The organism is Enterobacter sp. B79-1, from assembly GCF_057444735.1.
In genome coordinates this window covers 311,366-337,243 of record NZ_JBYAZJ010000005.1, presented here as the reverse complement: position 1 = coordinate 337,243, position 25,878 = coordinate 311,366, and the positions used below count along the sequence as shown (strand labels likewise).

Here is a 25,878-nt window from a genome sequence, read left to right as displayed (position 1 = left end):
TTTAAGAATCAACGAGAGGATTCACCATGTCTGTAATTAAGATGACCGATCTGGATCTGGCTGGTAAACGCGTTTTCATCCGTGCCGATCTGAACGTACCGGTTAAAGATGGCAAAGTGACCAGCGACGCGCGTATCCGTGCATCTCTGCCAACCATCGAACTGGCTCTGAAGCAGGGCGCTAAAGTGATGGTCACTTCCCACCTGGGTCGTCCAACTGAAGGCGAGTACAACGAAGAGTTCTCTCTGCTGCCGGTTGTTAATTACCTGAAAGACAAACTGTCCAGCCCGGTTCGCCTGGTGAAAGATTACCTGGACGGCGTTGAAGTGGCTGCCGGTGAACTGGTTGTTCTGGAAAACGTTCGCTTCAACAAAGGCGAAAAGAAAGACGACGAAGCACTGTCTAAAAAATACGCTGCACTGTGCGACGTATTTGTAATGGATGCCTTCGGTACGGCTCACCGCGCGCAGGCGTCAACCCACGGTATCGGTAAATTCGCGGACGTAGCCTGTGCCGGCCCTCTGCTGGCTGACGAACTGGAAGCGCTGGGTAAAGCACTGAAAGAACCTGCTCGTCCAATGGTGGCTATCGTTGGTGGTTCTAAAGTTTCTACCAAACTGACCGTTCTGGATTCCCTGTCTAAAATTGCTGACCAGCTGATCGTTGGCGGTGGTATCGCGAACACCTTCGTTGCCGCTCAGGGCCACAACGTGGGTAAATCCCTGTACGAAGCAGACCTGGTTGACGAAGCTAAACGCCTGCTGACCACCTGTGACATCCCGGTTCCAACTGACGTTCGCGTAGCGACCGAGTTCTCCGAAACCGCAACCGCGACCCTGAAATCTGTAAATGACATCAAAGATGATGAGCAGATTCTGGACCTGGGCGACGTTTCTGCACAGAAACTGGCTGAAATCCTGAAAAACGCAAAAACTATCCTGTGGAACGGTCCTGTTGGCGTGTTCGAATTCCCGAACTTCCGCAAAGGTACTGAGATCGTTGCTAACGCAATCGCAGACAGCGAAGCGTTCTCTATCGCAGGCGGTGGTGACACCCTGGCAGCAATCGACCTGTTCGGTATCGCTGACAAGATCTCCTACATCTCCACTGGTGGCGGCGCATTCCTCGAATTCGTGGAAGGCAAAGTACTGCCAGCAGTAGCAATGCTCGAAGAGCGCGCTAAGAAGTAAGCCATTCAAGGGCAGGGAAACCTGCCCAATTTTCAGCGCGCTTATAAGAGCACGCACCTTTTCTAACGGCCGAAGATACAGGACTAAGCAACATGTCTAAAATTTTTGATTTCGTAAAACCTGGCGTTATCACTGGTGATGACGTACAGAAAGTGTTCCAGGTAGCTAAAGAAAACAACTTCGCTCTGCCAGCAGTTAACTGCGTGGGTACCGACTCCATCAACGCCGTACTGGAAACTGCAGCCAAAGTTAAAGCTCCAGTTATCGTTCAGTTCTCTAACGGTGGCGCAGCGTTCATCGCAGGTAAAGGCGTGAAAACTGATGTTCCTCAGGGTGCTGCAATCCTGGGTGCTATCTCTGGTGCGCACCACGTACACCAGATGGCTGAACACTACGGTGTTCCAGTTATCCTGCACACTGACCACTGCGCGAAGAAACTGCTGCCGTGGATCGACGGTCTGCTGGACGCAGGTGAAAAACACTTCGCGGCAACCGGTAAGCCACTGTTCTCTTCTCACATGATCGACCTGTCTGAAGAGTCACTGCACGAAAACATCGAAATCTGCTCCAAATACCTGGCGCGTATGTCCAAAATGGACATGACCCTGGAAATCGAACTGGGTTGCACCGGTGGTGAAGAAGACGGCGTGGACAACAGCCACATGGACGCTTCTGCACTGTACACCCAGCCAGAAGACGTTGATTACGCTTACACCGAGCTGAGCAAAATCAGCCCACGCTTCACCATTGCAGCGTCCTTCGGTAACGTACACGGCGTTTACAAACCAGGTAACGTGGTTCTGACCCCAACCATCCTGCGTGATTCTCAGGAATACGTTTCCAAGAAACACAACCTGCCGCACAACAGCCTGAACTTCGTCTTCCACGGCGGTTCCGGTTCTTCTGCTCAGGAAATCAAAGATTCCGTAAGCTACGGCGTAGTGAAAATGAACATCGATACCGACACCCAGTGGGCAACATGGGACGGTATCCTGCAGTACTACAAAACCAACGAAGCTTACCTGCAGGGTCAGCTGGGCAACCCGAAAGGCGAAGACCAGCCTAACAAGAAATACTACGATCCACGCGTATGGCTGCGCGCTGCACAGACGTCCATGGTGACCCGTCTGGAGCAGGCATTCAAAGAACTGAACGCGATCGACGTTCTGTAATTTGAGCTGCTAACAGCATCAGAAGGCCCGCAAATGCGGGCCTTTTTTTTCGCGTTTTCAACATGCTGCAACATCTGCTTTTGTGATCTGTTTGGCAATATTTGCGCTTTTTGTTTACCCTTTACTGACCTGCCTGTCTCCATGGGGGATGGATTTTGTGTTTTGGTTTAACAAAAGGAAGAATAAATGGAACAACTCGATGTTGTAGACAGCATCAATCACGCCGGTAACTGGCTGGTGCGCAACCAGGCACTGCTGCTGAGCTATGCCGTGAACATCGTCGCGGCGATTGCCATCATCATCGTCGGGATGATCGTGGCGCGTATCGTATCGAACGCGGTCAACCGCGTGATGCTGGCCCGTCACATTGACGCCACGGTGGCTGATTTTCTCTCCGCACTGGTGCGTTATGGCATCATCGCCTTTACGCTGATTGCGGCGCTGGGTCGCGTGGGCGTGCAGACGGCATCCGTCATCGCCGTGCTCGGTGCGGCTGGTCTGGCTATTGGTCTGGCGCTGCAGGGCTCACTTTCTAACCTGGCGGCAGGCGTTCTGCTGGTCACCTTCCGTCCGTTCCGCTCGGGTGAATACGTTGACCTTGGCGGCATTGCCGGAACCGTGCTGCAGGTGCAGATTTTCTCAACCACCTTGCGTACCGTCGATGGCCGTATCGTTGTGGTACCGAACGGGAAAATCATCGCGGGCAACATCATTAATTTCTCCCGTGAACCGGTGCGTCGTAATGAGCTGATTATTAGCGTGGCCTATGACTCCGACATCGATCAGGTCAAATCGCTGATTAGCAATATCATTGCTTCAGACGATCGTATTCTGAAAGATAAAGAGCAGACGGTTCGCCTCAACGAGCTGGGCGCGTCATCCATTAACTTCGTGGTGCGTATCTGGAGCAAAAGCAGCGATCTGCAAAATGTCTACTGGGACGTGCTGGAGCGCATTAAGCGCGAGTTTGACGCCAACGGCATCAGCTTCCCGTACCCACAGATGGACGTAAACGTCAAAAAAGTAAAAGAAGCCGAATAACGTCTCCCGTAGGCCCGGTAAGCGCTAGCGCCGCCGGGCTTTTATTTTATTAGCCATGCTAATACCCAATTAATATTATCAATTTCCTCTAATGGTATTCTCACAGTATAGTCTGCTCCAAAGACAATTCTGAGAGATTTACGTCATGTTATTCTATTACTTTCAAGGCCTTGCACTAGGTGCGGCCATGATCCTCCCTCTCGGTCCACAAAATGCGTTCGTGATGAACCAGGGCATCCGCCGCCAGTATCATCTGATGATCGCGTTGCTGTGTGCTGTCAGTGACTTGCTGCTGATTTGCGCCGGGATTTTTGGTGGCAGCGCGCTATTGATGCAGTCTCCATGGCTGCTGGCGCTGGTGACCTGGGGCGGCGTGGCATTCCTGCTGTGGTACGGATTCGGTGCGCTAAAAACGGCGACGAGCAGCAACCTTGAGCTGGCGAGCGCCGAAGTGATGAAGCAGGGCCGCTGGAAAATTATCGTCACCATGCTGGCGGTGACCTGGCTCAATCCGCATGTTTATCTGGATACTTTCGTGGTGTTGGGTAGCCTGGGTGGACAACTGGACGTTGAGCCAAAGCGCTGGTTTGCGCTCGGTACGGTCAGCGCCTCCTTCCTCTGGTTCTTTGGCCTCGCCATTCTGGCGGCATGGTTGGCCCCGCGTTTGCGTACCGCTAAAGCTCAGCGCATCATCAATACGCTGGTCGGTCTGGTGATGTGGTTTATTGCTTTCCAGCTGGCAAAAGAGGGCATTCATCATGTACAGGGATTGTTCAACTAAGCGTTTGTCTTATGGACATCTGAACAAGACCCGCTAAGCTTGCTGGCATGCGCCCTGATGTGGGGGCACTCTTCGCAACATGGAGGAATGACAGTGAAGTTTAAAGTGATGGCCCTGGCGGCATTAGTGAGTTTAGGTGCGGTGTCGGTGCAGGCAAATGAATTGCCAAATGGCCCGCACATCGTCACTTCAGGCACCGCAAGCGTGGACGCGGTACCGGATGTTGCAACCCTGGCAATTGAAGTGAACGTGGCCGCGAAAGATGCCGCCTCCGCTAAAAAGCAGGCTGACGATCGTGTTGCGCAATATCTCTCTTTCCTCGAGCAGAATGGCGTAGGTAAAAAGGATATCAGTTCCGCTAACCTGCGTACCCAACCGGATTACGACTACCAGAACGGGAAAAGCATTCTCAAAGGCTACCGTGCCGTACGTACCGTGGAAGTGACCGTGCGTCAGCTTGATAAGCTGAACTCGCTGCTTGATGGCGCGTTAAAAGCGGGGCTGAATGAAATTCGTTCCGTCTCGTTGGGCGTTGCGCAACCGGAGAAATACAAGGACGAAGCGCGTAAAGCCGCGATTGATGATGCAATCCATCAGGCGGAGCAGCTGGCTTCTGGCTTTAAGAGCAAGCTCGGCCCGGTTTACAGCGTGCGTTACCACGTCTCTAACTACCAGCCAAGCCCGATGGTACGCATGATGAAGGCTGATGCAGCTCCGGTTTCTGCTCAGGAAACCTATGAGCAGCCAACCATTCAGTTCGACGATCAGGTGGATGTGGTGTTCCAGCTGGAGCCTGTTGCAGCACAGCCGAAACCGGCTCAGTAATCTGTAGGCCGGGTAAGGCGAAGCCGCCACCCGGCTTATTTTTAATCCTGCCTCAACACCTTATGCCCAAACGCCAGCAGCGCGTCGGTGACGTTGCGCATCATGCGGCTTTCCGGCGCAAAACGGTGCCAGTAGAGCATCCGGCGCTGATACAGCCCCGGCGTCAGGTCAATCAGCTCACCGCTTTTCAACTCTCTCTCAATCTGCAGGTGCGGGATCATGCAGCAGGTGGTGCCCTGACGCGCAAGCTGCACAAAGGCTTCGGACGAGTTCACGATATGGCACGGCACGCTGCCCGGCGGGAGGTCGAAGTTTTGCTGCAGGAACGCCTGGTGCATATCATCCAGATGGTCGAACGCCACGGCAGGGGCTTTTAGCAGCGCGGCGCGGGTGACGCCGTTCGGGAAGTAGCGCTCGGCAAAGGCTTTTGAACCAACAAACAGGTAGTCCAGCGCACCTAGCTGATCGACAAGACAGCTTGGCAGTGCCTGAGGCTGGATACTGACCGCTCCAACCACTTCACCACGACGCAGGCGCTCCTGTGTACGGGTTTCATCTTCTACCTGTAAATTCAGTCGAATAGGGGAGTCGGCCAGGACTGGCGCAAGGGCAGGCAGCAGCCAGGTTGCCAGACTGTCGGCGTTCACCGCCAGCGACAGCAGCAGCGGCGTGGAACCCGTTTGTTCATCACCCAGCCACTCATCTTCCAGCAGTTCAACCTGACGCAGCAGCGCGAGGAGCTTTTGCCCTTGCTCCGTTGGACGCGGCGGAACGGTACGCACAAGCAGGGGTTGCCCGAACATGTTTTCAAGCTGTTTGATACGCTGTGATACGGCGGACTGGGTAATGCACAACTTCTGCGCCGCGCGCTCAAAACCGCGTTCACGAATAACCGCATCAAGTGCCTGTAGTGTTCTGTAGTCCGGACGTTTCATTGCTCTGGCTTACTCCTTAATTTTGCTTAATCTGCACTATGACACAATTTTCCCTTCGTGGCAGACGAAATCCATCCGACGTGTTCTATAATGCGCCCTGAGTTTTCACACCACAGGCAAAACGATCATGACGCAGGATGAACTGAAAAAAGCAGTAGGATGGGCCGCTCTCCAGTACGTACAGCCGGGTACCATTGTCGGTGTTGGTACGGGGTCAACGGCGGCACACTTTATCGATGCCCTGGGCACGATGAAGGGGCAGATCGAGGGCGCGGTTTCCAGCTCCGATGCTTCCACGGAAAAGCTGAAAAGCCTCGGCATTACCGTTTTCGATCTCAACGACGTGGATCGTCTGGGCATTTACGTTGATGGCGCGGATGAGATCAACGGCCATATGCAGATGATCAAGGGCGGTGGCGCGGCGCTGACGCGTGAAAAGATCATCGCTTCTGTAGCGGACAAGTTCATCTGTATCGCGGACGCCTCCAAGCAGGTCGACATCCTGGGGAACTTCCCGCTGCCGGTCGAAGTGATCCCGATGGCCCGTAGCGCAGTTGCCCGTCAGTTGGTGAAGCTGGGCGGTCGTCCGGAATATCGTCAGGGCGTAGTCACCGATAACGGTAACGTGATCCTCGACGTTCACGGTCTGGAAATCCTCGACGCAGTAGCACTGGAAAATGCCATCAACGCTATCCCAGGCGTAGTGACCGTAGGGTTATTTGCCAACCGTGGCGCGGATGTGGCGCTGATCGGCACGGCTGACGGCGTGAAAACCATCGTAAAATGATCTGACGGGGGGAGTCCTCCCCCCGCTAAAAAATTTTTGAAAAGCTAAATTCGGTGACTTGTATCACGTTTTTGAACCTCTTTTGCCGATCCTGCCACGTTTGTAAATTTCCATAGCATTTTCCTCTGACATTTTGCCCTGGATGACTTTTCTTCAGAGTGCCGACGCAAACGTTCATATTGCTGCAATAGTTTTTTTTGATATGTTGGCTACAGCGGATTCATATCCAGCACAACATCAGTTCAGACAAAAACAGGGTCGGGTAAATGGCAAAGGTATCACTGGAGAAAGACAAGATTAAATTCCTGCTGGTCGAGGGCGTGCATCAAAAAGCAATCGATAGCCTTCGTGCGGCAGGTTACACCAACATCGAATTTCACAAAGGCGCGCTCGATACCGAAGAGCTGAAAGCGTCCATCCGTGATGCCCACTTCATTGGCCTGCGATCCCGTACTCATCTGACTGAAGACGTTATTGCCGCGGCGGAAAAGCTGGTGGCTATCGGCTGCTTCTGTATCGGTACCAACCAGGTTGACCTGAATGCTGCCGCCAAACGCGGTATTCCCGTGTTTAACGCCCCGTTCTCCAACACCCGTTCCGTGGCGGAGTTGGTGATTGGCGAACTGCTGCTGCTGCTCCGCGGCATTCCTGAAGCGAACGCCAAGGCGCACCGCGGCGTGTGGAACAAACTGGCGTCCGGCTCTTTCGAAGCGCGTGGTAAAAAGCTGGGAATTATCGGCTACGGCCACATTGGTACGCAGCTCGGTATTCTGGCGGAATCCCTGGGTATGCACGTGTTCTTCTACGATATCGAAAGCAAGCTGCCGCTGGGCAATGCGACCCAGGTTCAACATCTGTCTGACCTGCTGAACATGAGCGACGTGGTAAGCCTGCACGTGCCGGAAAATGCCTCCACCAAAAACATGATGGGCGCGGAAGAGCTGGCGCTGATGAAACCGGGCTCACTGCTGATCAACGCCGCGCGCGGCACGGTTGTTGATATTCCGGCACTGGCGGATGCGTTGAAGCGTAAGCATCTGGCGGGCGCGGCCATCGACGTGTTCCCGACGGAGCCCGCCACCAACAGCGATCCGTTCACCTCTCCGCTGTGCGAGTTCGACAACGTTATTCTGACGCCACACATCGGCGGTTCGACTCAGGAAGCGCAGGAGAATATCGGGCTGGAAGTAGCGGGTAAGCTGAGCAAATACTCCGACAACGGTTCTACGCTCTCTGCCGTGAACTTCCCGGAAGTGTCTCTGCCGCTGCACGGCGGTCGTCGTCTGCTGCACATCCACGAAAACCGTCCAGGCGTGCTGACCGCCATCAACCAGATCTTTGCCGAGCAGGGCGTTAACATTGCCGCGCAGTATCTGCAGACGAACTCGCAGATGGGCTATGTGGTTATTGATATCGAAGCGGATGACGATGTGGCCGAGAAAGCGCTGCAGAGCATGAAGGCGATTCAGGGGACGATTCGCGCGCGTCTGTTGTACTAATTGGCGGTTTGTGGTGTCGGGTGGCGGCTGCGCCTTACCCGACCTACGTTGAGGTTTTGTAGGCCGGGTAAGCGTAAGCGCCAACCGGCTTTATTCTACCAGGTCCAGGTTTTGCTGGGCGTTACCACCGCCGGTAACGGCACATCCCATTTCTCCACCGGCAATGCCTCCACACCCTGGCAATCATGCGCATAGCCCACCGGCTGCAATCCGTACTGCTGCCAGTTTTGCAGCGTGCGGTCATAAAAACCGCCGCCCATCCCTAAACGCTGGCCCTGTTCATCAAATGCCACCAGCGGCACGATCAGCACGTCCAGCTCAGAGAGTGGCAGCACGTCGCGCACGTCGAGTTTCGGCTCGGTGATTTTCAGGCGATTCACCACCAGCTCGCTGTACGGGTGGTAGTGTAGAAACAGCAGATTACCGTCGCTGAACGGGTGCAGCACCGGCAGATAGACTTTCTTCCCGGCGCGCCAGAGCTGCTCTATCAGCGGTTGGGTATCCAGCTCTCCATCAAACGACAGAAACAGCGCAACGGTGTGCGCCATCACGACAGGGGGATACGCCATCATACGGGCGGCGGCCTGCTGGGCAAAATGCGCTTGCTGATCGGGGGTTAACGCACGGCGGCGCTGACGAATTAACTGACGGATATCCTGGCGTGAAGCAGAAACTTCGGGGAATTGAGTCATGGTAGTCGGTAGAAGAAAAGAGAGGGAATCTCCGAGATGCCGCCGCAGGCTGTAACCCTTGAACCCTTGGTTCAAGGTGAATGTGTCGTCATAGTTTTAAGGCTTCTCGGACGGACCGAGCATGCTCACCAACCATGGAGCGCCACATTCTTGTGGTATGAAATATCGGCTCAGGGGACTGGCCCGCTTGCGAACATCTCAGAGAAATTTTGTCTTCACAGTTACTCTACCATAGTCAACTGAGAAGTGTTATTCAAACTTTGGTCCCGGTCTTTCGGGATTGCGACCTTGATCAAGCAATGCCTGTTCTATGGTCTGCTGGAGCATTTTAATGCGCTGCTCCATGCTTGCCGCGTAGTCGCGGGTCTTCGCTTTTTCCTGAGTCAGTTCATAGCTGATGTTCAACGCGGCGATGAAAACCAGCTGCTCAGTATTTGTGACTCTAGTGCGTTCTTTTAGATCTTGCAACCGCTGATTCAAATCGTCCGCAGCCTGATTCAAAGCATCCCTTTGTTCAGGTGGACAATTCACTCGCAGTGAACGGCCAAAAATCTGGAGATCGACGGGTTGTGCAGACATGCCACCTTCCTGCTGATTGACTGCGCTGCCTTCGCTTACTGCCCCGGGGGCTGCGAAGGGGCGACACTATAGCTACCCTGATGTGAAGATACAAGCCCTTTTCTGGTATCACCAGGGTCCAAAGTGGTAGCATATCATGAATATCCCCCAATGATGACGAATGCGCATGTCTATACAGAACGAAATGCCTGGTTACAAGGATTTAAACCAGTTACTGAACCAGCAGGGAGTGGGTTTAACCCCTGCCGAAATGCACGGTCTGATCAGTGGCATGCTGTGCGGCGGAAACAGCGACAGCTCCTGGCAGCCGCTGATCCACGACCTCACGAACGAAGGGCTGGCGTTTGGTCACGAACTGGCAGAAGCGCTGCGTAAAATGCACGCAACGACCAGTGATTCGCTGGAAGACGATGGCTTCCTTTTTCAGCTTTATCTGCCTGATGGGGACGACGTCAGCGTCTTCGATCGCGCGGATGCGCTCGCGGGTTGGGTAAACCATTATCTGCTGGGCCTGGGCGTGTCTCAGCCGAAGCTCGATAAAGTGACCGGCGAAGCGGGTGAAGCGATCGACGATCTGCGTAATATTGCACAGCTCGGCTACGATGAGGACGAAGACCAGGAAGAGCTGGAAATGTCACTCGAAGAGATCATCGAATACGTGCGCGTGGCGGCGCTGCTGTGCCACGACACCTTTACGCGTTCACAGCCGACCGCGCCGGAAGTCCGCAAGCCAACCTTACATTAAGAAAAATAACGCACAGGAGGGTGTCATGGTTATCTCGAATCAAGAGTATTTGCGCCGTCGTCAGGCGCTGTTAGCCAGCATGCAGCCAGGAAGCGCTGCCCTGATTTTTGCCGCGCCCGAAGTGACGCGCAGTGCCGACAGCGAATACCCCTATCGCCAGAACAGCGATTTTTGGTACTTCACCGGGTTTAACGAGCCGGAAGCGGTACTGGTGCTGATCAAGAGCAATGACACCCACAACCACAGCGTGATTTTTAACCGCGTGCGCGATCTGACGGCCGAAATATGGTTTGGCCGCCGCTTAGGGCAAGAGGCCGCCCCGGCGAAGCTGGGCGTTGACCGCGCGCTGGCCTTTAGCGAAATCAACCAGCAGCTTTACCAACTGCTCAACGGCCTGGACGTGCTGTATCACGCCCAGGGCGAATATGCGTATGCGGATGAGATTGTCTTCACCGCGCTGGATAAGCTGCGTAAAGGTTCGCGGCAGAACCTGTCAGCCCCCGCCACGCTCACGGACTGGCGCCCGGTCGTGCATGAGATGCGTCTGTTTAAGTCTGAGGAAGAGCTCAACGTACTGCGCCGCGCGGGCGAAATCAGCGCCCTGGCCCACACTCGCGCCATGGAAAAGTGCCGTCCCGGCATGTTCGAATACCAGCTTGAGGGCGAAATTCACCACGAATTTAACCGCCACGGCGCGCGCTTCCCGTCCTACAACACCATCGTTGGCGGCGGGGAAAACGGCTGCATTCTGCACTACACCGAGAACGAAAGCGCGCTGCGCGACGGCGATCTGGTGCTGATTGACGCCGGGTGTGAGTATCTGGGCTACGCAGGCGACATCACCCGAACCTTCCCGGTGAACGGTAAATTCTCGCCTGCTCAGCGCGAAATTTACGACATCGTGCTCGAATCCCTGGAAACGGCGCTCAGGTTATATCGTCCGGGAACCTCCATTCAGGATGTCACCGGTGAAGTGGTGCGGATCATGATTACGGGTCTGGTGAAACTCGGCATTCTGAAGGGCGACGTCGATACCCTGATTACCGAGAATGCTCACCGTCCGTACTTTATGCACGGCCTGAGCCACTGGCTGGGTCTGGATGTACATGACGTGGGCGCATACGGTCCTGAACGTTCACGCGTGCTGGAGCCAGGCATGGTGTTAACCGTTGAGCCGGGGCTGTACATCGCGCCGGATGCTGACGTGCCGGAACAATACCGCGGGATCGGCATTCGAATCGAAGACGACATCGTGATCACCGAAAACGGCAATGAAAACCTGACCGCAGCCGTCGTGAAGAACGCCGATGATATTGAGGCGCTGATGGCAGCGGCACGCGCATGAGCGTGATCATCGTGGGCGGTGGGATGACCGGCGCCACGCTGGCGTTAGCCATTTCGCATTTGACGAAGGGCCAGCTCCCGGTACATCTGGTTGAAGCCGTCGCGCCGCAGGCAAAGAATCATCCGGGTTTTGATTCTCGCGCCATTGCCCTGGCGCAGGGTACCTGCCAGCAGCTATCCCGCATTGGCATCTGGCAGGCGATCGCCGATTGCGCCACGGCAATTAACACCGTGCACGTGAGCGATCGCGGGCATGCCGGTTTTGTGACGCTGGATGCCCATGATTACCGTATTGACGCGCTGGGTCAGGTTGTTGAACTCCACGACGTTGGCCTGCGTCTGTTCCGTTTGTTACAGGATGCGCCTGGCGTCACGCTACACTGTCCGGCGCGCGTCGCCAGTTTTAGCCGCAGCGAAGACGCGGTGAGCGTAGCGCTCGATAATGGCACCGTTCTCGACGGCCAGCTTCTGGTGGCGGCGGACGGCTCGCGTTCGGCGCTCGGCACGCAGTGCGGCGTAGAGTGGCGGCAGCAGCCTTACGGGCAGGTCGCGGTCATTGCGAACGTCGCGACCGCAGCAGAACACAACGGCCGGGCGTTTGAGCGCTTCACGCAGCACGGCCCGCTGGCGATGCTGCCGATGTCGGATGGGCGCTGTTCGCTTGTCTGGTGTCATCCGCAGGATAAAGCTGAAGAGGTTCAGGCCTGGTCCGACGAACGTTTTTGTACCGAGCTGCAGAAAGCCTTCGGCTGGCGACTCGGGCGTATTACCCATGCGGGGAAACGTGCGGTCTATCCGCTGTCGTTAACCACCGCATCACAGTCTGTATCTCACCGCGTGGCGCTGGTCGGCAACGCCGCGCAGACATTACATCCGATTGCCGGACAAGGATTTAACCTTGGGCTGCGTGATGTCATGAGCCTGGCGGAATCGCTGGCGCTTGCATGGGGCGAGCAAAAAGATTGTGGCGCTTATTCGGTGCTTAGCCATTACCAGAAGCGACGCCAGGCCGATAAAGAGGCGACAATCGGCGTTACCGATGGGTTAGTCCATCTCTTTGCCAATCGCTGGGCACCGCTGGTTGCGGGTCGCAACCTCGGGCTGATGGCGATGGAACTGTTCATTCCGGCACGTGACGTGCTGGCGCAGCGGACCCTGGGTTGGGTCGCGCGTTAAGGAGTTATCACCATGCAAAATGTTGATGTCGCCATTGTTGGCGGCGGTATGGTCGGGCTGGCGCTGGCCTGCGGTTTACAGGGCAGCGGCCTTCGCGTGGCCGTGCTGGAGCAAAAAGCGCCGCAGCCCGTCGCGCAGGATGCCCCGCCGGAACTCCGCGTCTCGGCGATCAATGCCGCCAGCGAGAAATTGCTGACGCACCTTGGCGTCTGGGCAGATATTGTGGCGCAGCGCGCCAGCTGCTATCACGGCATGGAAGTGTGGGATAAAGACAGCTTTGGTCATATTGCCTTTGATGATGAAAGCATGGGCTATAGCCATCTGGGTCATATCATCGAAAACGCGGTGATCCACCACGCGCTGTGGCAGAAAGCGCAGCAGTGCAGCGACGTGACGCTGGTTGCGCCCGCGCAGATCCAGCAGGTGGCATGGGGTGAAAACGAGGCGTTTATCACCCTACAAAGCGGCGACATGCTGACCGCGCGTCTGGTGGTCGGTGCCGACGGTGCGAACTCCTGGCTGCGCAACAAAGCCGATATCCCGCTGACCTTCTGGGATTACCGCCATCATGCGATGGTGGCAACGATCCGCACCGAAGAGCCGCACGGCGGCGTGGCGCGGCAGATTTTCCACAACGACGGCATTCTGGCGTTCCTGCCGCTGAGCGATCCGCACCTGTGCTCTATCGTCTGGTCACTGGTGCCGGAAAAAGCGCAGCTGATGCAGGAGGCGACGCCGGATGCCTTTAACCAGGCGCTGTGCATGGCGTTTGATAACCGCCTTGGCTTGTGCACGCTCGAAAGCGAGCGTCAGGTGTTCCCGTTAACCGGCCGCTACGCGCGTCAGTTTGCGGCGCACCGTCTGGCGCTGGTGGGCGATGCGGCCCATACCATTCATCCGCTGGCCGGACAGGGCGTTAATCTTGGCTTTATGGACGCGGCGGAGTTGGTAGAAGAACTGCGTCGCCTGCATCGCGAAGGGAAAGATATCGGTCAGCATCTCTACCTGCGTCGCTACGAGCGCAGCCGCAAGCACAGCGCGGCGATGATGTTGGCAGGCATGCAGGGTTTCCGCGAGCTGTTTGCCGGGGCAAATCCGGCGAAAAAACTGCTGCGCGATATCGGTCTTAAACTGGCCGATACGCTTCCTGGCGTCAAACCTCAACTTCTCCGTCAGGCGATGGGTCTTAACGATCTCCCTGACTGGCTGCGCTAACTTAGATCCCCATCACACTTTATTTTCCCGGCCTCTGCGCCGGGGAAATTCCCTCGTTTGAAATAATCTAATTCCACCTCATTTTTCGCATTAGATTAACTAATGTCGCGTTTTTTCCGGTGCGGAAATTCGGCCCGTTTTTCCGCATGAAATATCACCATGTGCTAAATCCTGTTAGATCATTGTTAATTTTGTGCGGGGTTAATCGCATTTTTCCAGTGAATAACTCTGTAGGCTTTTCAGCGTTTTTTGGTCATAAGCTAATGTGATGGCCCGTTTTACCTTATGGTTAACCGCCGGTTTCGGTGGTAAGTTCAGGTAAAAGAGAACGTTTGCGTCGGCATTCGGGAACGAGGCCGATACCGGGTTTCACGGTGAATTTTTCAACGAGGACAAGATGGCTCAACAGACTCCTTTGTACGAACAACACGTGTTATGCGGCGCCCGCATGGTGGACTTCCACGGCTGGATGATGCCGCTGCACTACGGCTCGCAGATTGATGAGCACCACGCGGTGCGCACCGATGCCGGTATGTTCGACGTGTCACACATGACGATTGTCGATCTGCGCGGTAGCCGCACCCGGGAGTTCTTGCGTTATCTGCTGGCAAACGACGTCGCTAAACTGAAGACGCCGGGCAAAGCGCTCTACAGCGGCATGCTGAATGCCTCGGGCGGCGTGATTGATGACCTTATCGTCTATTACTTCACTGAAGATTTCTTCCGCCTCGTTGTAAACTCCGCCACCCGCGAAAAAGACCTCTCCTGGATCACCCAACACGCCGAACCTTATGCCATCGATATCACCGTCCGTGACGATCTGTCGCTGATCGCCGTGCAGGGGCCGAACGCGCAGGCGAAAGCCGCGTCTCTGTTTACCGACGAGCAGCGCAAAGCAACCGAAGGCATGAAGCCGTTCTTCGGCGTGCAGGCGGGTGATTTGTTTATCGCCACCACCGGCTACACCGGTGAAGCGGGCTACGAAATTGCGATGCCAAACGAGAAGGCCGCTGATTTCTGGCGCGCGCTGGTGGAAGCGGGCGTGAAGCCTGCGGGTCTGGGCGCGCGCGATACGCTGCGTCTGGAAGCGGGGATGAACCTCTACGGTCAGGAGATGGACGAAGGCGTCTCTCCGCTGGCCGCCAACATGGGCTGGACCATCGCATGGGAACCGGCTGACCGCGACTTTATTGGCCGTGAAGCGCTGGAGATGCAGCGCGAGAAGGGCACTGAACAGCTGGTGGGTCTGGTGATGACCGAGAAGGGCGTGCTGCGCGGCGAACTGCCGGTGCGCTTCACCGATGCCGACGGCAATCATCGCGAAGGCGTGATCACCAGCGGTACCTTCTCCCCAACGCTGGGCTACAGTATTGCACTGGCACGCGTGCCGGCGGGTATTGGCGAAACGGCGGTGGTGCAAATCCGCAACCGCGAAATGCCGGTCAACGTAACCAAACCGATTTTTGTTCGCGCCGGTAAGCCGGTCGCCTAATCATTTTTATCAGGAGAACTTCAATGAGCAATGTGCCAGCAGAACTGAAATACAGCAAAGAACACGAGTGGCTGCGCAAAGAGGCGGACGGCACTTACACCGTAGGGATCACCGAGCACGCGCAAGAGCTGCTGGGCGACATGGTGTTTGTTGACCTGCCTGACGTGGGCACGACCGTTAGCGCGGGCGACGACTGCGCCGTAGCGGAGTCCGTAAAAGCGGCATCTGACATCTACGCCCCTGTGAGCGGCGAAATCGTTGCCGTCAACGACGCGCTGAGCGATTCGCCAGAGCTGGTGAACAGCGAGCCGTATGAAGGCGGCTGGATCTTCAAGATCAAAGCCAGCGACGAATCTCAGGTTGCCGCGCTGCTGGATGCGACCGCATACGAAGCCCTGTTAGAAGACGAGTAATCAGTAATCCCCCTCTCCCTTTGGGAGAGGACAGGGGTGAGGGTGCCAATCTTCCCCTCACCCTAACCCTCTCCCAAAGGGAGAGGGAACTTAAATTCACTGCACGTTTCAGGAACCATCGCTCATGACACAGACTTTAAGCCAGCTTGAAAACCGTGGCGCCTTCATTGAACGTCACATTGGGCCGGATGCTCAGCAACAGCAGGAGATGCTGAAGACAGTTGGCGCGGATTCATTAAACGCACTGATCGGCCAGATTGTGCCAAAAGACATCCAGCTTGCCACGCCGCCTCAGGTGGGGGAAGCCACCACGGAATTCGCCGCGCTGGCGGAGCTGAAGGCTATCGCAGGCCTGAACAAGCGCTATAAGTCTTACATTGGCATGGGCTACACCAACGTGCAGTTGCCGCCGGTTATCCTGCGCAACATGCTGGAAAACCCGGGCTGGTACACCGCTTACACCCCGTATCAGCCAGAAGTGTCTCAGGGCCGTCTGGAAGCGCTGCTGAACTTCCAGCAGGTAACGCTGGATCTGACCGGGATGGATATCGCCTCCGCTTCGCTGCTGGATGAAGCGACCGCCGCCGCCGAAGCAATGGCGATGGCAAAACGCGTCAGCAAGCTGAAAAATGCCAACCGCTTCTTCGTGGCGGCGGACGTGCATCCGCAGACGCTGGATGTGGTGCGCACCCGTGCGGAAACCTTCGGCTTTGACGTGATTGTCGACGACGCTGACAAAGTGCTGGATCACCAGGACGTCTTCGGCGTGCTGCTGCAGCAGGTAGGCACCACCGGCGAAGTTCACGACTACGGCGCGCTGATTGCCGAGCTGAAGTCCCGCAAAGTGGTTGTCAGCGTTGCCGCCGATTTTATGGCGCTGGTGCTGCTGACGGCACCGGGCAAACAGGGCGCGGATATTGTCTTCGGTTCAGCGCAACGCTTCGGCGTGCCGATGGGCTACGGCGGCCCGCATGCGGCGTTCTTCGGCGCGAAAGATGAATTTAAACGCTCAATGCCTGGCCGTATTATCGGCGTCTCAAAAGATGCTGCCGGTAACACCGCGCTGCGCATGGCGATGCAGACCCGCGAGCAGCACATCCGCCGCGAGAAAGCGAACTCCAACATCTGTACCTCCCAGGTGCTGCTGGCCAACATCGCCAGCCTGTACGCCGTGTTCCACGGCCCGGCTGGCCTGAAGCGTATTGCCAGCCGCATTCACCGCCTGGCCGATATTCTGGCCTGCGGTCTGCAGCAGAAAGGCCTTAAGCTGCGCCACGCTCACTACTTCGACACCCTGTGCGTGGACGTGGCGGACAAAGCGGCAGTGCTGGCGCGCGCGGATGCAGCAGAGATCAACCTGCGCAGCGACATTCACAACGCCGTCGGCATTACGCTGGATGAAAGCACCACCCGTGACGATATCCTGAACCTGTTCAGCGTGTTGCTGGGTGACGCGCACGGTCTGGACGTTGACGCGCTGGACAAAGACGTGGCGCTCGACAGCCGCTCCATTCAGGAAAGCATGCTGCGCAATGACGCGATCCTGACGCACCCGGTCTTTAATCGCTACCACAGCGAAACCGAGATGATGCGCTATATGCACTCTCTGGAGCGCAAGGATCTGGCGCTGAACCAGGCGATGATCCCGCTGGGATCCTGCACCATGAAGCTGAACGCCGCGGCAGAGATGATCCCAATCACCTGGCCTGAATTCTCCGAGCTGCACCCGTTCTGCCCGCCAGAGCAGGCGGAAGGTTATCACATGATGATCAACCAGCTTTCCGACTGGCTGGTGAAGCTGACCGGTTATGACGCGCTCTGCATGCAGCCGAACTCCGGTGCGCAGGGCGAGTACGCGGGCCTGCTGGCGATCCGTCACTATCACGAAAGCCGCAGCGAAGGGCATCGCGATATCTGCCTTATCCCAAGCTCCGCGCACGGTACCAACCCGGCGTCTGCCCAGATGGCGGGCATGGAAGTGGTGGTGGTGGCGTGCGATAAGAACGGCAACATCGATCTGGCTGACCTGCGTGCGAAAGCCGAGCAGGCGGGCGATAAGCTCTCCTGCATCATGGTGACCTACCCGTCAACCCACGGCGTGTACGAAGAGACCATCCGTGAAGTGTGTGAAGTGGTGCACCAGTTCGGCGGTCAGGTTTACCTCGACGGCGCGAACATGAACGCGCAGGTGGGCATTACCTCTCCGGGCTTTATCGGCGCGGACGTGTCGCACCTGAACCTGCACAAAACCTTCTGCATCCCGCACGGCGGTGGCGGCCCGGGTATGGGCCCAATCGGCGTGAAAGCGCATCTGGCACCGTTTGTGCCAGGCCACAGCGTGGTGCAGATTGAAGGCATGCTGACCCGTCAGGGCGCGGTCTCTGCGGCACCGTTCGGCAGCGCCTCTATCCTGCCAATCAGCTGGATGTACATCCGCATGATGGGCGCGGAAGGGCTGAAGCAGGCGAGCCAGGTGGCGATCCTCAACGCCAACTACATTGCGACTCGCCTGAAGTCTGCCTTCCCGGTGCTCTACACCGGCCGCGACGGTCGCGTGGCGCACGAGTGCATCCTTGATATTCGTCCGCTGAAAGAGCAGACCGGTATTAGCGAACTGGATATCGCCAAGCGTCTGATCGACTACGGCTTCCATGCGCCAACCATGTCGTTCCCGGTGGCGGGTACGCTGATGGTTGAGCCAACGGAGTCCGAAAGCAAAGCCGAGCTGGACCGCTTTATCGACGCGATGCTGGCGATCCGCATGGAGATCGACCGCGTGCAGGACGGTGAGTGGATGCTGGAAGATAACCCGCTGGTCAACGCACCGCACACTCAGCACGAGATGGTCGCAGAGTGGAACCACGGTTATTCCCGCGAGCTTGCGGTCTTCCCGGCAGGTGTGGCAAACAAATACTGGCCGACCGTGAAGCGTCTTGATGACGTGTACGGCGACCGTAACCTGTTCTGCTCTTGCGTGCCGATGAGCGAATACCAGTAATAATGCTGATGTAGTAACGTAGGCCGGGTAAGGCGAAGCCGCCACCCGGCTTTTTTATTGGGAGAAGCGAATGGCAATTGCACTCGTCACCGGCGCGAGCCGGGGCATTGGGAAAGCCACTGCGCTGCAGCTGGCACGCGAAGGCTACACCGTGGCGGTGAATTTTCACCATAACATCAAGGCCGCGACGGACGTGATCAATCAGATTGTTGAGGCAGGCGGTAAAGCGTTTGCCGTGCGCGCGGATATCAGCGACGAAGCGCAGGTTATGGCGATGTTTGACAGTATCGATCGTGAAGGCGAGCCGCTGACGGCGCTGGTGAACAACGCGGGTATTCTGTTTGAGCAGTCGACCATCGAAAGTCTCTCAGCCGAGCGCATTAACCGCGTGCTGGCCACCAACGTCACGGGCTATTTTCTCTGCTGTCGGGAAGCGGTAAAGCGTATGTCGCTCAAGCATGGTGGTAAAGGAGGCGCGATAGTGAACGTCTCTTCCGCCGCCTCCCGTCTGGGCGCACCGGGGGAATATGTGGATTACGCCGCCTCCAAAGGGGCGGTGGACTCGCTGACGACGGGATTATCGCTGGAGGTGGCAGCACAGGGCATTCGCGTCAACTGCGTACGCCCCGGGCTGATCTATACCGATATCCACGCCTCCGGCGGCGAGCCGGGGCGCGTGGATCGGGTGAAATCCATGCTGCCCATGCAGCGCGGCGGCCAGCCGGAGGAAGTCGCTCAGGCCATTACCTGGCTGCTGAGCGACAAAGCCTCCTACGTGACCGGCAGCTTCCTGGAGCTGGCGGGCGGAAAGTAACAACTACGACGCAAGCCACAGCCGCAGCCGCATGCCCCAGCTGCTGGTCCAGCCGGTGGTGATCGACTTCACCTCGCCGTGAGAGATCACCACCAGCGTGGGCGTAACCTGCACGTCCCACTGGCGAGACAGGCTTCCGCTGGCGTCGTTGACCGTCGGCAGCGTCATTTTCTTCTTCGTCAGCCATCTTTCCAGCGTGGCGTTATCACCGGAGCGCAGCGCAACCGACATCACGTTGCCGCCCTCTGCGGCAAGTGCCGATACGGATGGCGTGGTGTAGCGGCATACGCCACACCAGGTAGCCCAGATATACACCAGCAGCGGACGTTCCTCACTCATGGCGATAAGGTCGACGGGCTTACCGTCGAGCGTTTGCAGCGCGGCTGAGGCGAAATTCTGCGGCAGCGCGGGCTGGCGGAAATAATCTACCGCCAGGCTCACGGCAACGCCGATCAGCAGCCACATTGCGAGTTCGCGCACCAGGCGCGGGAGCTTACTGGCCACGGGCTTGCGTCAGCTGTTCTTTCACCAGCGCCTCCAGATCCTCATAAGGAATGGCTCCCGCGACCATCTGGTCGCCAATGATGGTCGCCGGGGTGCCCTGAATATTCAGCACCTGCGACAGGATCAGGTTCATTTTCAGAGAGTCCATGGTTTTATCCTCCGCCTTAATGCTGTCCGTCCCGGTCTTTGTCTGAGCCGCTGCGATGCTGGCATCGTCGTGATACCCTTTTTTCATCATCAACCGCTGGTGCAGCGCCCAGAATTTATCAGGCTGTTGTTGCCATACCGAAAGCGCCGCTTTTGCCGCATTCACCGAGCTTTGGCCCTTGAACGGTAACAGCTTAACGATGAGCTGCACGTCCGGGTTGTCATGCACGATTTTCTCCAGCATGGGGTCGAACTGCTTGCAGTAAGGGCAGTTGTAGTCTGTGAAAGAGACAATAATCAGCTTTGGCGCTTTCGCGCCGGTACGCGGGCTATTGGGGTCGTTGAACAGCAGTTTAGCCAGCTGGTCGCTGGACGCGTCATCCGACGGCGCGGCGACGCTGAACGTGGATAAAGACAGCAGAAGCAAGGCAATAAAGGCTCTCATGTTATTTTCCTTTCGCATCGGACAGGGTGGTAAGCACCGCGTCGCGGCTTAATAACGCAGGTAGCACGTGGCCCTGCGGTAATCCCGGTCCGTAAATCTGGTTAAACGGCACGGCGGCGCTGCCGCGCGTGGTTAAGAACTGGCTAATGCTGGCGGAAGGACGGCTCCAGTCTCCGCGCAGGGCGACAATATCCGGTGCGGAAAGCGCATCCTGCACGTCGTCGCGCAGCAGAACGTTGTATTTATTGGCTTTACAGGTCACGCACCAGTCGGCGGTCACGTCAACAAACACCCGCTTGTTGTCAGCCAGCGCGCGGGCAATCGCCTCTTCACTCAGCGGCTGCCAGTTCACCCGATCGCGACGGCCGTTCTCCCCGCCGGGGGCGGTCATGAACGCCGCTGCGGCGGCAACGACCAGGGCAAAGGCACCGGCACGCAGCGCGGTTTGCCAGCGGTAGCGCCAGGCAGTAACCAGCAGCAGGATAAGGATCAGCGTCACACCCAGCGTGATGACGGGCAGCGTGCCGATATGCACCACCAGCAGGCTCAGCAGCCACAGGGACGAGCCGAGCATCATCACTCCCAATACCACTCGCACCACGTTCATCCAGCGCCCCGGACGAGGCAGCCTCTGTGCCAGCCCCGGCCAGGCCGCCACCAGCAGCCAGGGAAGGCTCATGCCGACACCCATCGCAAAGAAGATGCCCCACAGCAGCGGGAGCGGTGCCGCCAGCGCAACCGACACGGCAGTACCCAGGAACGGCGCGGTGCAGGGCGTTGCCAGCAGGGTGGCAAACGCGCCTTGCCAGAAATGGCCCGCGAGCCCGTTGCCGCCGCGCGTGGCAAGGAAGGTGCTGGCAGAGGAGGGGAGGCGGATCTCAAACAATCCCAGCAGGCTGGCACTGAACAGCACCATTACCAGCGCCATTGCAGTGATAAACCACGGGTTCTGGAACTGGATCCCCCAGCCGAGCGCCTGATTACCTAAACGCAGCACCGTCATCATTAGCGCCAGCGCAAGGAACGAGATTACGATCCCGCCTACCGCGGCAAGAAACTGCCTGCGTATCTGGCCGCGCGCCTGACGTTCGGTTTGCATCAGCGTGCCGAGCTTCATGGCCAGAACGGGCAGCACGCAGGGCATGACGTTCAGGATCAGGCCGCCAGCCAGCGCCATCAGCAGCACCCAGCCTAACGAGAACGCTGGCGTGAGGGTGCCTTTCCCGATATTCATACTGGACGCCTGCGCCTGGCCGCTATCCGCGAGAACGACTGACAGCGTTTTGCCGCTGATGTCAGGTGCCGCGTCGCCCCAGCTGTCCGTCACCGGGATGGTGGCGACAAGCGACCCGCTGCGCACGGAAAAGGTTGGCTTGCCGAAATCAACATCGTCCATGCTGTCGATAAACAGCGAGGGCTGCTGCCAGCCTGCGTCACGTTGTGCCGTTACGGTCAGCTTCCCGGAGGTGTAGCTGGCGCTAATCGCTGACGTCAATCCGCTACTGAGCGGTAGCGTGCCCATCGCCCGACTGTAATCGTAATCAAAGTCGCCGCCCGCGCTGGTCGTCAGATCCAGTGAGAACGGGTAGTCGGTGAGAATACAGACGTTGCTGCAGGTAGACAGCGTCAGCACGCCGCTCAGGGTTTTTGGCGACTCGCCACGCACCGTAATGGGAAAACTCACATCGCCGTGATAACCCTGCGTGGTGATGCCAGCGACGTCGAAACGCTCGGGCGTAGGCCAGCGCCAGGTGGCATCAACCGGTTGATGCCAGAGAATGGCAGGGGCAACGCCCCCTTCTCCCGGCGAGCGCCAGTAGGTTTTCCACCCTTTTTCAAGGGCGACATCCAGCAGCAGGCGGGTATCGCCATTATTGTCAGGCTGCGCGCGCAGCCTGACGCTGGCGTGCTGATTATCGGCGGCACGCAGCCAGCCGCTGTCGGCGGCCTGGCTGAGGGGCAGCCATAGCCAAAGCAGGCAGACCAGCAGTCGCCTGAATACAGTAAACATAAATTTTCTCCGTAAATGATGAATTAACCTGATGTGTCAGGCGAATGCTCATTCACGGAAGACGCAGAGTCTTAGATGTACCCGTAATCGGGGCGGGGAGATCACGCGGGGAGGCCACAGCCGCTCGCGGCGTGGCGGATTAGCGGCCAGTAGCGCAAGAAGCAGGGTGACGGCAAAGAGAGCACCTTCAAACAGTATTGGCGGAACGGCCATCAGCGATTTCGCGCTGAGTTCACAGGGCGTCACCGGTGCGTCGATGCTCTCCTGCCCCTGCTGGACAGGCTGGCTTACGGCGGTGACGTTCATGACAAGCGCGTGCATCCCGGCCATCCGCTGGGCGGTGCATATCAGCACCACCAGACAGGCCAGGGCAACAAGCAGGATAGCGTTGCGTTGTCGTTTGATCATCTTTGCCTCAAATATTCACGAGGCTTATCTTATAGGGCGCAGGTTTTTTGGCAACGCTAAAGCTGTAAAGAAGTGTCTGGGAGATAAGAGGTTTGCCCTCTCCTGTGCGAGGAGAGGGCGATGTATTACAGCGTTTCGCCGTTGCTGGCAATCACGGTTTTATACCATTCGAAGCTCTTCTTACGGGAACGGGACATGTCACCGGTGCCGTCGTCGTGCTTGTTCACGTAGATAAAGCCATAGCGCTTGCTGTACTGACCGGTGGTAAAGGAGACGCAGTCGATGCAGCCCCACGGGGTGTAGCCCATCAGATCCACGCCGTCGTACGTCACGGCCTTCATCATCTCTTCCACGTGGGCGCGCAGGTAGTCGATGCGGTAGTCATCGTTGATGCTGCCGTCTTCTTCCACTTTGTCGTAGGCGCCGAAACCGTTTTCCACGATAAACAGCGGCTTCTGATAGCGCTCGTACAGTTCGCACAGCGCATAGCGCAGGCCCACCGGGTCAATCTGCCAGCCCCAGTCGGAGGCTTTGACGTGCGGATTCGGCACGCTGCCTTCGAAGCCGGAAATCGCATCGCCGGTGCCGCCTTCCGCTTTGACCGCGTTGGTCATGTAATAGCTGAAGCCCAGGTAGTCGCACGTCCCATCACGCAGGATCTGCTCGTCCCCCGCCTCCATTTTGATGGAGAAACCGCGGCGCTCCCACTCGTTCAGCACGTAGGACGGGTAATAGCCGCGCAGCTGGACGTCGGTAAAGACGTAGCGCTCGCGCATGGATTCCTGGGCGAACATCACGTCTTCTGGTTTACAGGAGAACGGATAGAGGGCCACCATCGCCAGCATGCAGCCGACTTTCATCTCCGGGTTGATACGACGGGCAGCTTTCACCGCCAGCGCGCTGGCCACGAACTGGTGGTGCAGCACCTGGTACATGGTCTCTTCCGGATTGTCGTGTTCGGTATAGACCACGCCGGAGCAGCAGTAGCCGAACAGCGGCGCACGCCAGTTACGCTGGTTGTTAATTTCGTTGAAGGTCATCCAGTATTTGACCTTATTTTTGTAGCGCTCAAACACGACTTCGGAGAAGCGCACAAAGAAATCGACCACTTTGCGGTTGGTCCAGCCGCCGTACTCCTGCACCAGGTGCAGCGGCATTTCGAAGTGGGAGAGGGTGATGACCGGCTCGATGTTGTACTTCAGCAGCTCGTCGAACATGTCGTCGTAGAACTTTAGCCCTTCTTCGTTTGGCTGCGTTTCATCACCTTTCGGGAAGATGCGCGTCCAGGCGATGGAGGTGCGGAAGCACTTGAAGCCCATCTCGGCAAACAGCTTGATGTCTTCTTTGTAGTGGCCGTGGAAATCTACCGCGTCGTGGTTTGGGTAGTATTTACCCGGCACCACCTCCTGGGTGATTTCACGCGGTACGCCGTGCGCACCGCCGGTCAGGACGTCGCAAATGCTTGGCCCTTTGCCGCCTTTATTCCAGCCGCCTTCAACCTGGTGAGCCGCCACCGCGCCGCCCCATAAAAAATCTTTCGGTAAGGTCAGTTTTTTCATCTTTGCTATTTCTCAATTCAGGACTCATTGAAATCGAGTCTAGCAAAGCGAAATTAAATGTCACGATATAACAATTTGTGCGCAATGTGATTTGTTACATCAAAAAAACAGGGTGTTTTATTCTGCTAATTTCTTCGCCAGCTTACGCCCAAGCGATTCCAGAATATAGATGACGGGAATTTGGGTGGTAATATCGTACACGCCGGCAATACGCGTTTGAGGCACATGCCAGGAGAGGTTAAAGTCCGCCAGCTTTGCCAGGCGTGAGTGTTCGTGACTGGTAATAGAGAGCACCTTGCAATGGTGCAGGCTGAACTGGCTGGCAAAGCGCAGGATCTCCTCGGTTTCACCCGAGACGGAAAGCACGATAGCCAGCGCATTTTTTGCCATGTCATTGGTGACGGGAAAATAAGGATCGTCGATATGGTTGCTGAATTTTCCGATATTTGAAAAAAAACGTGCGCCATATTTTGCCAGTGAACCGGACGTGCCCGCTCCGACAAATATAATGCGTTCTGAAGATAAAATAATATCTACAGCGTCATCTAATAACGCATCAAACTCTTCATTGTTGACGCTTTTAAAGAAGCTGATAATTTCACTGGCACCAAAATTGGCCTGCTGAGGTTCATTTTGCTCTAAATAGAGCTTAAAGCGCACGCGGAATTCAGAGTAACCGTCGCAGTTCAGCTTGCGGCAAAAGCGCAGGATAGTGGTGGTGGAGACGCCAGCCGCGTCCGCCAGTTCGCGGATGGTCATGTACATCACTTTGTCACGGTTCTTTATGACGTAGTTGTAGACCATCATCTCAAGATTGTTGAGACTGGCAACGGCGGAATGGGTGAACATACTCACAATGGCTAAACTCGCTGTCGGACACTATTCATAATCATACCATGTCGATGAAGGGCGAGAGACGGTTTTATCTCCTTGATTACTCAGGTGTTAATAAAATCATTTACATCTGTGCGGCGGATTATTTTTACATTATTTTGATTTGTAAGGATAAATCTTGAATGTGGATTTATTTTAGCTAACAGGTGTTCACTGGAATCATTCTCAGTTAGCATAGTCAGGCGATGAATAATCATCTTTTGTATTCCCGG

At 56.7% G+C, this 25,878-nt stretch carries 24 protein-coding genes and 1 other RNA gene; 15 read left to right on the top strand and 10 right to left on the bottom strand.

The features are described 5' to 3' along the window. Positions 1 to 26 precede the first annotated feature (26 nt). The 5 genes from pgk to AC2T6E_RS16380 all read left to right on the top strand — a co-directional run bounded on the left by pgk (position 27) and on the right by AC2T6E_RS16380 (position 5,009). Entirely contained in the window at positions 27 to 1,190 is a 1,164-nt protein-coding gene (pgk, locus tag AC2T6E_RS16400) for a phosphoglycerate kinase (protein ID WP_253179012.1), read from the top strand. 92 nt (positions 1,191 to 1,282) lie between these two features. Beyond that, complete coding sequence (gene fbaA / locus AC2T6E_RS16395) at positions 1,283 to 2,362, top strand: class II fructose-bisphosphate aldolase (protein ID WP_010435379.1); 1,080 nt, start codon at positions 1,283 to 1,285, stop codon at positions 2,360 to 2,362. Positions 2,363 to 2,548: 186 nt separating this feature from the next. Beyond that, the gene (locus AC2T6E_RS16390; RefSeq protein ID WP_010435377.1) at positions 2,549 to 3,403 is read left to right on the top strand and encodes a small-conductance mechanosensitive channel MscS; all 855 of its coding nucleotides are present in this window, start codon (positions 2,549 to 2,551) and stop codon (positions 3,401 to 3,403) included. A gap of 145 nt (positions 3,404 to 3,548) precedes the next feature. Next, positions 3,549 to 4,184, top strand: coding sequence for an arginine exporter ArgO (gene argO / locus AC2T6E_RS16385; protein WP_486692513.1), 636 nt, complete (start codon positions 3,549 to 3,551; stop codon positions 4,182 to 4,184). 93 nt (positions 4,185 to 4,277) lie between these two features. Further along, positions 4,278 to 5,009, top strand: coding sequence for an oxidative stress defense protein (locus AC2T6E_RS16380; protein ID WP_108416288.1), 732 nt, complete (start codon positions 4,278 to 4,280; stop codon positions 5,007 to 5,009). Positions 5,010 to 5,050: 41 nt separating this feature from the next. Here the strand turns inward: AC2T6E_RS16380 and argP are convergent, their stop codons facing one another. Then, on the bottom strand, positions 5,051 to 5,944 hold the full coding sequence (gene argP / locus AC2T6E_RS16375; protein WP_006178395.1) for a DNA-binding transcriptional regulator ArgP: 894 nt from the start codon (positions 5,942 to 5,944) through the stop codon (positions 5,051 to 5,053). 127 nt (positions 5,945 to 6,071) lie between these two features. On the opposite strand from argP, the gene rpiA reads away from it, so the two are divergent. Together rpiA and serA are read left to right on the top strand one after the other, a co-directional pair. Next, on the top strand, positions 6,072 to 6,731 hold the full coding sequence (gene rpiA / locus AC2T6E_RS16370; protein ID WP_108416289.1) for a ribose-5-phosphate isomerase RpiA: 660 nt from the start codon (positions 6,072 to 6,074) through the stop codon (positions 6,729 to 6,731). Positions 6,732 to 6,997: 266 nt separating this feature from the next. Next, positions 6,998 to 8,230 carry a phosphoglycerate dehydrogenase gene (gene serA, locus AC2T6E_RS16365; protein ID WP_010435363.1) on the top strand — a complete coding sequence of 411 codons (1,233 nt, stop codon included), beginning with the start codon at positions 6,998 to 7,000 and terminating at the stop codon, positions 8,228 to 8,230. A gap of 95 nt (positions 8,231 to 8,325) precedes the next feature. Here serA and AC2T6E_RS16360 read toward each other — a convergent pair whose 3' ends face one another. The 3 genes from AC2T6E_RS16360 to zapA all read right to left on the bottom strand — a co-directional run bounded on the left by AC2T6E_RS16360 (position 8,326) and on the right by zapA (position 9,501). Further along, entirely contained in the window at positions 8,326 to 8,922 is a 597-nt protein-coding gene (locus tag AC2T6E_RS16360) for a 5-formyltetrahydrofolate cyclo-ligase (RefSeq protein ID WP_486692510.1), read from the bottom strand. Positions 8,923 to 8,946: 24 nt separating this feature from the next. Further along, a non-coding RNA gene (ssrS, locus tag AC2T6E_RS16355) (6S RNA) lies at positions 8,947 to 9,130 on the bottom strand. A gap of 41 nt (positions 9,131 to 9,171) precedes the next feature. Next, positions 9,172 to 9,501, bottom strand: coding sequence for a cell division protein ZapA (gene zapA / locus AC2T6E_RS16350; RefSeq protein ID WP_006811891.1), 330 nt, complete (start codon positions 9,499 to 9,501; stop codon positions 9,172 to 9,174). Between the two features lie 166 nt (positions 9,502 to 9,667). Between zapA and AC2T6E_RS16345 the strand changes: the two genes are divergently transcribed. The 8 genes from AC2T6E_RS16345 to AC2T6E_RS16310 all read left to right on the top strand — a co-directional run bounded on the left by AC2T6E_RS16345 (position 9,668) and on the right by AC2T6E_RS16310 (position 19,698). Then, complete coding sequence (locus AC2T6E_RS16345) at positions 9,668 to 10,246, top strand: YecA/YgfB family protein (protein ID WP_125914856.1); 579 nt, start codon at positions 9,668 to 9,670, stop codon at positions 10,244 to 10,246. 31 nt (positions 10,247 to 10,277) lie between these two features. After that, a complete protein-coding gene (gene pepP / locus AC2T6E_RS16340; RefSeq protein ID WP_348553283.1) occupies positions 10,278 to 11,591 on the top strand; it encodes a Xaa-Pro aminopeptidase in 1,314 nt (437 codons plus the stop codon). Then, on the top strand, positions 11,588 to 12,766 hold the full coding sequence (ubiH, locus tag AC2T6E_RS16335) for a 2-octaprenyl-6-methoxyphenyl hydroxylase (RefSeq protein WP_348553252.1): 1,179 nt from the start codon (positions 11,588 to 11,590) through the stop codon (positions 12,764 to 12,766). The genes pepP and ubiH overlap by 4 nt, the downstream gene beginning before the upstream one ends. A 12-nt stretch (positions 12,767 to 12,778) precedes the next feature. Further along, positions 12,779 to 13,981, top strand: a complete 1,203-nt coding sequence (gene ubiI / locus AC2T6E_RS16330; protein WP_253179009.1) for an FAD-dependent 2-octaprenylphenol hydroxylase — start codon at positions 12,779 to 12,781, stop codon at positions 13,979 to 13,981. 397 nt (positions 13,982 to 14,378) lie between these two features. Continuing rightward, positions 14,379 to 15,473, top strand: a complete 1,095-nt coding sequence (gene gcvT, locus AC2T6E_RS16325; protein WP_182401440.1) for a glycine cleavage system aminomethyltransferase GcvT — start codon at positions 14,379 to 14,381, stop codon at positions 15,471 to 15,473. A gap of 23 nt (positions 15,474 to 15,496) precedes the next feature. Then, positions 15,497 to 15,886 (top strand): glycine cleavage system protein GcvH, encoded by a 390-nt coding sequence (gcvH, locus tag AC2T6E_RS16320; protein ID WP_008499718.1) that lies wholly within the window; start codon positions 15,497 to 15,499, stop codon positions 15,884 to 15,886. A 124-nt stretch (positions 15,887 to 16,010) separates the two neighbouring features. Further along, a complete protein-coding gene (gcvP, locus tag AC2T6E_RS16315) occupies positions 16,011 to 18,884 on the top strand; it encodes an aminomethyl-transferring glycine dehydrogenase (RefSeq protein ID WP_486692505.1) in 2,874 nt (957 codons plus the stop codon). 70 nt (positions 18,885 to 18,954) lie between these two features. Continuing rightward, positions 18,955 to 19,698, top strand: coding sequence for an SDR family oxidoreductase (locus AC2T6E_RS16310; protein WP_120158683.1), 744 nt, complete (start codon positions 18,955 to 18,957; stop codon positions 19,696 to 19,698). Positions 19,699 to 19,701: 3 nt separating this feature from the next. Here AC2T6E_RS16310 and AC2T6E_RS16305 read toward each other — a convergent pair whose 3' ends face one another. The 6 genes from AC2T6E_RS16305 to AC2T6E_RS16280 form a co-directional block, all read right to left on the bottom strand. Continuing rightward, positions 19,702 to 20,202, bottom strand: coding sequence for a protein disulfide oxidoreductase (locus AC2T6E_RS16305; protein WP_214594598.1), 501 nt, complete (start codon positions 20,200 to 20,202; stop codon positions 19,702 to 19,704). Further along, positions 20,192 to 20,794: a DsbA family protein gene (locus tag AC2T6E_RS16300; RefSeq protein WP_486692503.1), complete on the bottom strand. Its 603-nt coding sequence runs from the start codon at positions 20,792 to 20,794 to the stop codon at positions 20,192 to 20,194. The genes AC2T6E_RS16305 and AC2T6E_RS16300 overlap by 11 nt, the downstream gene beginning before the upstream one ends. A gap of 1 nt (position 20,795) precedes the next feature. Continuing rightward, a complete protein-coding gene (locus AC2T6E_RS16295; RefSeq protein ID WP_486692501.1) occupies positions 20,796 to 22,805 on the bottom strand; it encodes a protein-disulfide reductase DsbD family protein in 2,010 nt (669 codons plus the stop codon). 48 nt (positions 22,806 to 22,853) lie between these two features. Continuing rightward, positions 22,854 to 23,213 carry a hypothetical protein gene (locus AC2T6E_RS16290; RefSeq protein WP_010435334.1) on the bottom strand — a complete coding sequence of 120 codons (360 nt, stop codon included), beginning with the start codon at positions 23,211 to 23,213 and terminating at the stop codon, positions 22,854 to 22,856. 125 nt (positions 23,214 to 23,338) lie between these two features. Then, positions 23,339 to 24,772, bottom strand: coding sequence for a 6-phospho-beta-glucosidase BglA (bglA, locus tag AC2T6E_RS16285; protein WP_120158687.1), 1,434 nt, complete (start codon positions 24,770 to 24,772; stop codon positions 23,339 to 23,341). A 117-nt stretch (positions 24,773 to 24,889) separates the two neighbouring features. Beyond that, positions 24,890 to 25,621: a MurR/RpiR family transcriptional regulator gene (locus AC2T6E_RS16280; protein ID WP_010435329.1), complete on the bottom strand. Its 732-nt coding sequence runs from the start codon at positions 25,619 to 25,621 to the stop codon at positions 24,890 to 24,892. Between the last annotated feature and the right edge of the window lie 257 nt (positions 25,622 to 25,878).

Excerpts from the sequence above, each read along its gene's own strand:
- pgk (WP_253179012.1), top strand. The coding sequence starts at position 27 with ATGTCTGTAATTAAGATGACCGATCTGGATCTGGCTGGTAAACGCGTT.
- fbaA (WP_010435379.1), top strand. The coding sequence starts at position 1,283 with ATGTCTAAAATTTTTGATTTCGTAAAACCTGGCGTTATCACTGGTGAT.
- AC2T6E_RS16390 (WP_010435377.1), top strand. The coding sequence starts at position 2,549 with ATGGAACAACTCGATGTTGTAGACAGCATCAATCACGCCGGTAACTGG.
- argO (WP_486692513.1), top strand. The coding sequence starts at position 3,549 with ATGTTATTCTATTACTTTCAAGGCCTTGCACTAGGTGCGGCCATGATC.
- argP (WP_006178395.1), bottom strand. The coding sequence starts at position 5,944 with ATGAAACGTCCGGACTACAGAACACTACAGGCACTTGATGCGGTTATT.
- rpiA (WP_108416289.1), top strand. The coding sequence starts at position 6,072 with ATGACGCAGGATGAACTGAAAAAAGCAGTAGGATGGGCCGCTCTCCAG.
- serA (WP_010435363.1), top strand. The coding sequence starts at position 6,998 with ATGGCAAAGGTATCACTGGAGAAAGACAAGATTAAATTCCTGCTGGTC.
- AC2T6E_RS16360 (WP_486692510.1), bottom strand. The coding sequence starts at position 8,922 with ATGACTCAATTCCCCGAAGTTTCTGCTTCACGCCAGGATATCCGTCAG.
- zapA (WP_006811891.1), bottom strand. The coding sequence starts at position 9,501 with ATGTCTGCACAACCCGTCGATCTCCAGATTTTTGGCCGTTCACTGCGA.
- AC2T6E_RS16345 (WP_125914856.1), top strand. The coding sequence starts at position 9,668 with ATGTCTATACAGAACGAAATGCCTGGTTACAAGGATTTAAACCAGTTA.
- ubiH (WP_348553252.1), top strand. The coding sequence starts at position 11,588 with ATGAGCGTGATCATCGTGGGCGGTGGGATGACCGGCGCCACGCTGGCG.
- ubiI (WP_253179009.1), top strand. The coding sequence starts at position 12,779 with ATGCAAAATGTTGATGTCGCCATTGTTGGCGGCGGTATGGTCGGGCTG.
- gcvT (WP_182401440.1), top strand. The coding sequence starts at position 14,379 with ATGGCTCAACAGACTCCTTTGTACGAACAACACGTGTTATGCGGCGCC.
- gcvH (WP_008499718.1), top strand. The coding sequence starts at position 15,497 with ATGAGCAATGTGCCAGCAGAACTGAAATACAGCAAAGAACACGAGTGG.
- gcvP (WP_486692505.1), top strand. The coding sequence starts at position 16,011 with ATGACACAGACTTTAAGCCAGCTTGAAAACCGTGGCGCCTTCATTGAA.
- AC2T6E_RS16310 (WP_120158683.1), top strand. The coding sequence starts at position 18,955 with ATGGCAATTGCACTCGTCACCGGCGCGAGCCGGGGCATTGGGAAAGCC.
- AC2T6E_RS16300 (WP_486692503.1), bottom strand. The coding sequence starts at position 20,794 with ATGAGAGCCTTTATTGCCTTGCTTCTGCTGTCTTTATCCACGTTCAGC.
- AC2T6E_RS16295 (WP_486692501.1), bottom strand. The coding sequence starts at position 22,805 with ATGTTTACTGTATTCAGGCGACTGCTGGTCTGCCTGCTTTGGCTATGG.
- AC2T6E_RS16290 (WP_010435334.1), bottom strand. The coding sequence starts at position 23,213 with ATGATCAAACGACAACGCAACGCTATCCTGCTTGTTGCCCTGGCCTGT.
- bglA (WP_120158687.1), bottom strand. The coding sequence starts at position 24,772 with ATGAAAAAACTGACCTTACCGAAAGATTTTTTATGGGGCGGCGCGGTG.
- AC2T6E_RS16280 (WP_010435329.1), bottom strand. The coding sequence starts at position 25,621 with ATGTTCACCCATTCCGCCGTTGCCAGTCTCAACAATCTTGAGATGATG.